The sequence below is a fragment of the Halalkalibacter oceani genome (assembly GCF_040544555.1).
GTDB classification, from domain to species: Bacteria; Bacillota; Bacilli; order Bacillales; family Bacillaceae_D; genus Halalkalibacter; species Halalkalibacter oceani.
Map to the genome: position 1 here is coordinate 1 of NZ_JBEPKD010000061.1, position 1,887 is coordinate 1,887.

At 50.6% G+C, this 1,887-nt stretch carries 1 protein-coding gene; it reads left to right on the forward strand.

The genetic code is table 11. From position 1 onward, the window contains the following. Window positions 1-551 precede the first annotated feature (551 nt). The gene (ltrA, locus tag ABMB67_RS23350) at window positions 552-1,811 is read left to right on the forward strand and encodes a group II intron reverse transcriptase/maturase (RefSeq protein WP_251225343.1); all 1,260 of its coding nucleotides are present in this window, start codon (window positions 552-554) and stop codon (window positions 1,809-1,811) included. Window positions 1,812-1,887: the final 76 nt, after the last annotated feature.

Sequence of the window (1,887 nt, forward strand, 5' to 3'; positions counted from 1 at the left end):
TTGGTGTGCCCGGCATGTGCATGGGCTATAGGGTTCAAGTCCCGAGCAGTGAAGGTCACTGTAACTGTTAGCCAACGACAAGGGTGTCTAGGGTGACCTAGAATCTGAAGGAAGTCCGAGGCAAACCTCCGCTCCGAGGAACACGAATCTCATCAGGCGCTTATTCTTGGATGAGACTGCCAAACAAGTCAAAGTCCTAGTGACCAAAGGGGATAGGTGTAAATGAGGCGGAGACATGGAGGGGAAGGACATGCACTTACCCGGGGAGATCTAGTAATCATGCGGAAGCTTTCCGTAACCGCTTGTACGAACAGGCGCTGAGACACTAGAAGTCAGCCGAAGCCATAGTACGTGTCTGATCTAGACAGACACGGAAGGGCTGAATCAGGAAAGGAATAAGATGCCTTGACGTACGCTATACGTGTTGAAGCAGAAAGACCAATCGGACCTGCTCTTCTGCATGTAGCGGTGAATTCCGTGAGGGGCTTGAGAGAGGGCGGAGCGTATAGCCACACAACGAGAACCATCTTATACGAAGGAGTGGAAGAACGATGTTGGATCAGATCTTATCAAGAGAGAATCTCCTCCAAGCGCTGAAGCGAGTGGAGTCCAATAAAGGAAGTCCGGGCATCGATGGCATGACGACAGAATCCGTCCGATCATACCTGATGGAAAACTGGGATTCCTTAAGGAAGGAAATCATGGAGGGAACCTATCGCCCACAACCTGTTAGACGGGTCGACATCCCGAAACCGTCTGGAGGCGTGAGGAAGCTAGGGATCCCAACGGTGGTGGACCGTTTGATCCAACAAGCCATTGCTCAAGTGCTTTCAAAGAAAGTCGACGCAACCTTCTCATCAAATAGTTACGGGTTCCGACCAGGGAAACGAGGACATGATGGGGTAAGGAAGGCAAGAGGATACGTTCGAGAAGGATACGGATGGGTGGTGGATCTGGATCTCTTGAAGTTCTTCGATCGAGTTCATCACGACCGATTGATGAGACGACTGAGTCAAGTGACACAAGACAAACAGGTTCTGCGCCTGATCAGACGGTACTTACAAGCAGGCATCATGGAAGATGGACTGGTTCAACCGAGCACAGAAGGAACACCACAAGGTGGTCCTCTTAGTCCCCTGCTTTCCAATATTGTGCTGGATGAATGGGATCAAGAACTGGAGAAACGAGGGTACCGTTTCGTTCGCTATGCCGATGACTGCCAGATCTATGTGAAGTCTCGACGTGCGGCGAAACAGACGTTGGAAAAGATGACAACGTTCGTAGAAGAAAAGCTTCACCTCAAAGTGAACCGAGAAAAGAGTGCATGGGGTCGACCGTGGGACCGAACGTTCTTAGGCTTCACGTTCACTCGACATCGGAAAGACCCGAAGATTCGTATCTCAAAAGAGAGTGTCCGGCGATGTAAAGATCGAATTCGCCATCTTACCTCACGTCGCCAATCGATTCACATGGAGGAACGAATTCGTCGCCTAAACCGATTTATCACAGGGTGGATGGGCTATTATCAATTGGTGGAGACCCCCTCTTTCCTTGAGAAACTGGATTCATGGGTGAGAAGACGGTTGCGAATGATCCGCTGGAAAGAATGGAAGACAACCCGAACGAGACAACGTAAATTAGTGTCTCTTGGGGCTAGCAGAGGGAAAGCATGGGAATGGGCAAACACGAGGAAAGCCTATTGGCGAGTAGCGAGAAGCCCGATCTTACAGAAAACCCTCGACTCCACCTATTGGAAGGGTCAAGGGCTCAAGAGCGTACTGGAACGTTATGAAACCCTTCGTCAGACTTAACTGAAACCGCCGTATACGGATCCGTACGTACGGTGGTGTGAGAGGTCGGGGGTTAGTCGCCCCCTCCTACTCGATT